The sequence below is a fragment of the Protofrankia sp. Cj3 genome, assembly GCF_917627355.1.
Classification (GTDB): domain Bacteria; phylum Actinomycetota; class Actinomycetes; order Frankiales; family Frankiaceae; genus Protofrankia.
In genome coordinates, this window is sequence record NZ_CAKJTR010000129.1 from 2,451 (window position 1) to 8,742 (window position 6,292).

Genomic DNA, 6,292 nt, shown 5'->3' on the forward strand with positions numbered 1-6,292 from the left:
GCGCCAACGAACCGAAAATGATCCAGTCGTGCGGGGTTCGGCTCATGAGACGCGCCGCGAAGTCCCCGGTCAAGATCTGGTGAAGTGCACGGTCGGCATTAAACTCCGCTGCACGAGCACGATCGGTGACGTAGGAACGGAACTCCGACCACGAGGGGAACGTCTCACGGAATTCCGGCCCGATGTGGGAGTCTGGGTTATGATTTTCTGCGCCGGCCATGGGCTGACTAACGCTGCGGGCGGGCGGGGAAGCCTACGCTGCCCTCGTCCGCCGCACGCAGAATCGACTCCAACGAAGCCGCAACTTCACCGCCATAGGGCGATGTCCTGGCGGCTACGTCCAGACCACGGGCCAGCTCGGTCTCGTTCGCTAGGTGGGTGCGCAGAAAGGCGTGGGCGACGCGGCCGAGTTCGGCGAGATCAAACCGCCCGCTGTAGGTTAGATCGCGCAATGTGCGTGCGGGAGTGGTCACAAAGAGATCGGACCGGGTCGTCCACTCATCGGCGGGTACCTCGCCAGAGTGCAGGACGATGCCAGGATGAGAGCTCCTTGGCCGGGCAGGGCCAGCGGGAAGCGTGAACTCCACACCGGGTCCCGGCCGGTCAGCCAATCCCGTAGACCCGCAGCGCCGTGGCATGGGAGACAACGCCGCACCCTGGGGCATCCCGCAGCCACCCTGGCCGCTCCGGGTCCAGCATCAGCCACTGGCTGTACAGCCGCGGAAAAAGATGCCTCCCACCAGCGCGAATACGCATCACCCCCTCGATGACAGGCTCAACGACCCCTGCTTCTTTGAAGCGCCCGAGCTCGACGACCGAGACACCGGCTCTCTCCGCCTGCCGCTCCGTGACACACCCCCACTGACCTTCAGCCAAATCACACAGCGTAGCGACCTGATCGATCATGCGCTTATGCTAAGGTATAGCGCCCGTTGGGGTAGACCGCGCAGACACAGCGCAGGGCACAGAGGGTGTGAACATGAGCAGCGAATGGCTTACCACGTTGGAACGCGGTGAGGAACCCCACGTTCTCCATAGAATGCGCACTGGATGGGCAGTGCTGGGCAGCACGCAGCATCTCCCCGGCTACTGCCTGCTCGTCTACGCCGGATCGGCAAACCATCTGACTGACCTTCCCCGCCCAGAACGAATGGACTTCCTTTTCGACCTGTCTCTTCTCGGTGAGGCTGTCGCTCAGGTATGCGCGGCTCGCGACGAAGACTTTCTGCGAATCAACTACGAAGTGTTGGGGAACCTCTGGCCGCATCTCCACGGCCATGTACACGCGCGTTACAGGTGGGAGGAGGAGAGTCTCCGGGTCGGCCCCGTCTACCTGTATGGCGCGGAGCGGACGAAGAAGGAACACGCGATTAGCGCGGCACACAACCAGCTTAACGCCGATCTACGAGCGACATTATCCACCCTCACGCGCGACGCGTACGGCACGTGACGAGCGTCGCCGAACTCTCCTGGCGAGGGAGGCGGTTACCAGCCGGACCCGGCATCTCAGTCTCTTCCCCCGACCCGAGGTCTGCCAAGCCGGGTCAACACCAGCGGCGCCGCGGTGGACACGCCGAGTGTCAGACGGCTGGTCATGTCGAGTTTCACCTCACCGTATGGGGCGACGTGCGTCCAGAACAAGGGTGTGAGGCCGCGCCGGTCGGCGTCGGTCAGCTGCTCGGCCCAGTCGTCGTCGGCGAGGACGTCCTGGACCATGAGGGTGTTGACGTAGACTAGGGCGGCTTGGAGCACGCGCAGGCAGAGGACGGAGAGTTCCTGCTCGTCGCGGCGGTTGGTGGCGATGTCGCCGCCATGGCCTGGTAGGTGGGGTGGATCGCGTTGGCCCGGATGAAGCGGCGCAGGATCGCCTCGGCGGAAGCGGTGCCGGTCCGGATCGCGGTGGCGTATTTGATCATCTGGTCGTACTGTTCGGCGACGACGTCCCAGCGGATCGGCCGGCTCAGCGCCGGCGCGAGCCGCGGGTAGGCGTCCGGCTCGCCGGCGGCCGGCCGGTAGAGCCGAACCCTGTTGATCCGTTTGATGCGCGGGAGCAGACTGCCACTACCGACGCCAGGCCGTGAAGCTACAACTCGACTGATCACAAAAGTCGGGTTGGAGTACTAAGAGCGACCGGCGACAAGGGACGCGGCATTGCGCGGGGCCGGGGCACACACCTCGCCGCATCACTCCCGGCGACTGCCTGCGCCCCAACCTCGCTCCGTGATCCACACCCCTGCTATCAGGCGCCTCCAATTATATTTGTGGAATTAATATAATTAAGTATGACAAACTGTCATAGCCGGTTGTCAATGTGTCGTGGATGAAGATCTGGGTAACAATTCCGCAGGCTGTCCGCGACGCGGTGCATCCCTTAGCGGGCCTTACTAAAGTCCGAGTTGTCCAGCTGGCCGCCAGTGGCGTGATCATAGTTTCTTCCGTATCGCCGGAAGATCGAGAAAGGCGAGGGAAAGTTGCCGGTGGTGCGATCATGACTTCTGTCATGCCGCCGGCGGCCCAGGGGAATACAACGCGTGGAAGTTCACGGGTCCGGCATCCGATCGGCGCCGCTGCCACGCGACTGAGGAGGCCGCACCATCGTGCCGCTAACCAGCATGCTCGACCTGCCGCTTGTCCTGTTGTCCAACCGCGGCCCGGTGAGCTTCGACCGTGACACTTCAGGGCGGACGGTCACCCGAGGGGCGGGGGGCCTCGTGTCAGCCCTGTCGGGTCTCGCCGAGCACCTCGACGACGCCGTCTGGGTCTGCGGAGCGTCCACTCCGGAGGACACCGTGGTCGCGGGCGAGGCGCGGGGAGGTTCGATCGTCGTACAGACCGCGCCGTCTCCGCATGTGGTCGAAGGCGAATCGAACGGTCCCACCATCCGGGTACGTCTGGTGGTCACCGACCCGGTGGCCTACGCGGACTTCTACAGCGTCTGGTCAAACCCGATCCTGTGGTTCGTCCAGCACGGGCTGTACGGCCGGGTGCTCTCGCCCATCATCACGCAAGCCGAACATGACGCGTTCGAAAATGGTTACGCCGCGGTCAACCAAGTCTATGCGGACGCCGTCATCGACGAAGTTCGCGCCCGCGGCGGCAAAGCGCTCGTCCTGCTGCAGGACTACCACTTCTACCTGGTGGCCGAACGGGTCCGGGAGCTGTGCCCGGATGTCCTGCTCACCCACTTCGTACACGTGCCCTGGCCAGGCCCGGACGAATGGCGGGTGCTGCCCGCGGGCATCCGGAAGCGGCTGCTGAGCGGCCTGCTGGGTAGTGACGTCGTCGGTTTTCACACCCGGCGCTATGCCCGCAACTTCGTCCTGTGCGCGCAGGAGCTGCTCGGCCTGGATGTTGATCTCGACAAACTGTTGGTGGTCGTCGGCGATCGGACGGTACGGGCCCGCTATTACCCGATCTCCGTGGATACGGCCGCGCTGGACGCGACCATGGATACCGAGGAGGTCACCGCGCATGTCACCATGCTGCGCCACGCCTTCCTCGACGGAGACCGGCAGCTCATCCTCCGGGTGGACCGCACCGACCCGAGCAAGAACGTCGTGCGTGGTTTCCTCGCCTTCGGAACGCTGCTCGACCAGCATCCGGAGCTCGTCGGAAAGGTCAGTTTCCTCGCCCTGCTCCAACCAAGCCGCACGGACGTATCCGAGTACGCCGACTATATCGCGCTGATCGGCGCGGTTGTCGCCGAGATCAACGCTCGGCATACCAAGGAGGGACAGCAACCGATCGACCTGCGGATGGCTGAGGACTTCCCGCTCGCGGTAGCCGCCTACTCGATCTGCGATGTGATTATGGCCAATGCCATCGCGGACGGGATGAACCTCGTGGTCAAGGAAGTCGCTGTGGTCAACCGCAGTGGCGGCGTGCTGGCGCTGTCGGAGAACGCCGGAGCCCACGAGGAGCTCGGCGAGTACTCGGTGACCCTGCATCCTTTTGACGTGCAGCAGATGGCCGACGCCCTGCACGAGGCTCTGACCATGCCGGCGCAGGAGCGGCAGCGGCGGCTGGCCGCGGCCGCCGAGCAGGTGCGCACCCATGACGTGGGCCGCTGGCTCGGCGAGCAACTAGACGACCTCGCACGGCTCGCGGGCTATTCCTGAACCCCGCTGAACCCCGCTGAAGTCACCCATCTCGACGGGATTCCGCCGCGGTTCGCGGGGTAGTCTCAGCTGCGACGGACTTCGGTGGACGATGCATGGGAGCGGACGTGGCGAGTTCCGGCGGTCACCACAAGGCGAACACGGGTTCGTGGGCCGCGGTTTTTCTGATCATTGCGGCTTTTTCGGTCGGTGTCTTTGCTCTTGTCCTCCACTCCGTCCCGCTGTGGATCGTGACCGGTGCATCGCTGGTCATCGGCCTGATCGCGGCAGCTGCCTCTCGCATCATGGAGCAGGCCTACTGACCTGGGCGGGCTCACCTCAACCCCAGGGTGAGGTGAGCCCGCCCAGGCAGCCTGTCCGTCCTCCGCAGCCGGGTCACTCGCGGCAAGCACCTGTGCCCGTGGCTGGCCCAAGGTCAGTGGCTGGCCGAAGCTCCCAGCGAGCGCGGGGTGACGAAGGACACCAGACGTGTCGTGCTCGGCCCGAGCTCGGTCCAGCGGCCCACCGCCAGATCCTCTACCGCCAGCGCGGCCGTGGGAAAGGCAGGAATACGGGAACGCTCGCCGGCTGGCAGCAGACCAGCCGCCAACGCCTGGATACCGGGGTTGTGGCCCACCAGCAAGACGGTGGGCACGCCGTCGTCCAGTTCCCGGAGACGGTCGAGGAGATCGGCGGCATCGGCCAGATAGAGCCGGTCCTCAGCCAGCACCGGGACATCGGGTGGAAGTGCCCCGGCAATGTGTTCGACGGTCTGGCGGGTACGGCGCGCGGATGAGCACAGCACCAAGTCGGGGATGAGCCGCTCGGCGCACAGATGCTCCGCGATCAGACCGCACGCTGCCCGGCCGCGAGGTGACAGGGGCCGGTCGGCGTCCGGTGTGGAGCCGTCGGCCCAGTCCGACTTGCCATGACGCAACAACAGGAGACGACGCGGAGGCCTCACCGCGTGACCTGTACGGATGCGGTGGACGACCGAACACCGCGACCAAGCGCGGGACACCCCGACACGAAACTCCTCCTCGGACGGCAACGACACGCAGCCTGCCCATCTCGGACCGGGGCGTCAATGGTTCTTTTCTGCTCGGTCAAGGCCAGCTGGTCAGATCCGGGATACCCAGGGGACTTTGTGATCATCTGGCTGGTCGCCCGTGGTGTAGTGCTGACCGGTAGCCGACAGACGCCATACCACGGGCGACACGGGCGCCGCAGGAGGAGGTGGTAAGATCAGTTCGTAGCGTAGGCAGACAGTAGGAGGCGATCGGCATAAGCCAGCGCGTCGTCCGCGCTCAGACGGCCGCGTGGCACGATTGAGTTGCGCTCATCCGACGTGAGCCCACCCCAGACTCCGTGCTCCTCTTGACGGAACAGCGCCGTGGCGAGACAGGCCCGTCGTACCGGACAACTTGCGCAGATCTTGCGGGCTCGTGTTTCGGCTGCGGCTCGAGCCTTGGTGTTGCGACCGTCCGGTGGGAAGAACGCATCGGGATCCCCGTCCCGGCAGGCCGCGTTCTGCCGCCAGTATGCCGGCCAGCCAGGGCCGTAGGGCTGTGGTGGGAGGTCCCGGCCGGGCAGGACAGGTACGCCGGCGCTCATGGCATTCTGCCGATCATGATCGAATCCGTACGCAACAGAGATAGGGGGTCGGGAACGGCAGCGCTGCCCGGGGGCAGCGAACGCGACTGACTGGGCATACCGTCTCCTGCTGGACATCGCTTGTGGCGGACATAACAGGGACGAGCACCACATAGATGTGTTTTAACGCACATCTACTCTGCTCGGGTGGGACCACAACAGGTGCGGAGAGAGGACGAGGTTCTCCGGCGTGGAGTGCACCGCACCGCTGGCGCCAAGTACACCGGAAACGAACCTGTCTCGTCTCGTTAACCGAGGAACGTAGACGGCTCTCGACCGGATAGCAAGGGTTCCGGAACGGTCACGTCCGCGGTCTGTGTCACACGTCGCACCACGACGTCTGTGATCGTTGTTCCAACGCGAATTAATCGCTCAAAGTTATTTTATGGATACGAATTGTAAATGCCCGGCTCATCTTTTATATGATGAACCGGGCATTTCGGGCATCCAACGGTCAAGCTGTGTCAAAAACGTTGATTGGCACGATTGCAAGCGTGAGCAGGATCACAATAATGATCGTTAGCCCGCATGGCCGACGGCGC

At 64.4% G+C, this 6,292-nt stretch carries 8 protein-coding genes and 1 pseudogene; 3 read left to right on the forward strand and 6 right to left on the reverse strand.

The window, feature by feature from the left end:
- The 3 genes from MJ783_RS16510 to MJ783_RS16520 form a co-directional block, all read right to left on the reverse strand.
- Positions 1 to 220: hypothetical protein (locus MJ783_RS16510; protein WP_239311341.1), on the reverse strand; the 220-nt coding region annotated here is incomplete at its 3' end.
- A 7-nt stretch (positions 221 to 227) separates the two neighbouring features.
- The gene (locus MJ783_RS16515; RefSeq protein WP_239311342.1) at positions 228 to 473 is read right to left on the reverse strand and encodes a hypothetical protein; all 246 of its coding nucleotides are present in this window, start codon (positions 471 to 473) and stop codon (positions 228 to 230) included.
- Positions 474 to 603: 130 nt separating this feature from the next.
- Positions 604 to 906: a type IV toxin-antitoxin system AbiEi family antitoxin domain-containing protein gene (locus MJ783_RS16520; RefSeq protein WP_239311343.1), complete on the reverse strand. Its 303-nt coding sequence runs from the start codon at positions 904 to 906 to the stop codon at positions 604 to 606.
- Positions 907 to 979: 73 nt separating this feature from the next.
- Between MJ783_RS16520 and MJ783_RS16525 the strand changes: the two genes are divergently transcribed.
- Positions 980 to 1,450: an HIT family protein gene (locus MJ783_RS16525; RefSeq protein ID WP_239311344.1), complete on the forward strand. Its 471-nt coding sequence runs from the start codon at positions 980 to 982 to the stop codon at positions 1,448 to 1,450.
- Between the two features lie 56 nt (positions 1,451 to 1,506).
- Here the strand turns inward: MJ783_RS16525 and MJ783_RS16530 are convergent.
- Positions 1,507 to 2,102 (reverse strand): annotated as a pseudogene (locus MJ783_RS16530) (Tn3 family transposase).
- 510 nt (positions 2,103 to 2,612) lie between these two features.
- Here MJ783_RS16530 and MJ783_RS16535 point away from each other — a divergent pair.
- Together MJ783_RS16535 and MJ783_RS16540 are read left to right on the forward strand one after the other, a co-directional pair.
- On the forward strand, positions 2,613 to 4,118 hold the full coding sequence (locus tag MJ783_RS16535; RefSeq protein WP_239311354.1) for a trehalose-6-phosphate synthase: 1,506 nt from the start codon (positions 2,613 to 2,615) through the stop codon (positions 4,116 to 4,118).
- 95 nt (positions 4,119 to 4,213) lie between these two features.
- Positions 4,214 to 4,420, forward strand: a complete 207-nt coding sequence (locus tag MJ783_RS16540; RefSeq protein ID WP_239311345.1) for a hypothetical protein — start codon at positions 4,214 to 4,216, stop codon at positions 4,418 to 4,420.
- Positions 4,421 to 4,533: 113 nt separating this feature from the next.
- Here MJ783_RS16540 and MJ783_RS16545 read toward each other — a convergent pair whose 3' ends face one another.
- Together MJ783_RS16545 and MJ783_RS16550 are read right to left on the reverse strand one after the other, a co-directional pair.
- Positions 4,534 to 5,061: a histidine phosphatase family protein gene (locus tag MJ783_RS16545; protein ID WP_239311346.1), complete on the reverse strand. Its 528-nt coding sequence runs from the start codon at positions 5,059 to 5,061 to the stop codon at positions 4,534 to 4,536.
- A gap of 281 nt (positions 5,062 to 5,342) precedes the next feature.
- Positions 5,343 to 5,711 (reverse strand): WhiB family transcriptional regulator, encoded by a 369-nt coding sequence (locus tag MJ783_RS16550; RefSeq protein ID WP_239311347.1) that lies wholly within the window; start codon positions 5,709 to 5,711, stop codon positions 5,343 to 5,345.
- Positions 5,712 to 6,292: the final 581 nt, after the last annotated feature.